The sequence below is a fragment of the Paenibacillus phytorum genome, from assembly GCF_013141715.1.
In the GTDB taxonomy this organism is placed as follows: domain Bacteria; phylum Bacillota; class Bacilli; order Paenibacillales; family NBRC-103111; genus Paenibacillus_E; species Paenibacillus_E phytorum.
The window spans coordinates 1-515 of sequence record NZ_WHOA01000159.1; the positions used below are offsets into that span (position 1 = coordinate 1).

General features: G+C 41.9%; 1 protein-coding gene. It reads left to right on the forward strand.

The window, feature by feature from the left end; genetic code table 11:
- Positions 1-99: 99 nt before the first annotated feature.
- The coding region (locus GC098_RS23595) for a HupE/UreJ family protein (protein WP_246358883.1) at positions 100-515 on the forward strand (416 nt) is incomplete at its 3' end.

Genomic DNA, 515 nt, shown 5'->3' on the forward strand with positions numbered 1-515 from the left:
GAGGAGCAGTTCTCGCAAAAAATCGAATCCTATCTACAGAAAGGTCTTCGCATAGATGCGGATTCGAAGCCCTTGACGATGGAATTGCTTTCGATGAACATGGCGAATAAGGGTACCTTAAGAGGCGTGGAATTTCACCTGAAGTTTACCGCCGATAAAGTGATCGAACAATGTAATCTTCATTACGATCTGGCATTTGACGATGTGCCTGCTCATACGAGTGGACTCTTGGTCCATGCAGGTGAATATGTCCAGCAGGACTTGATTGATAGCACTAAAAGAGATATTCTGATCAACCTTCCCCAGAATACTCAGCAGGATAGTATTGATAGCGCTAAAAGTGATAATCCGATCAACCCTCCCCAGCCTAAGATTGGCGCTGTTTTGTGGAAATACTTTAAGCTTGGAATCGAACACATTTTGACAGGTTATGATCATTTGCTGTTTCTGTTATCCTTAGTATTAATCGCATCTCGCTTCAAGGATGCTTTGAAAATTGTTACTGCTTTTACAAT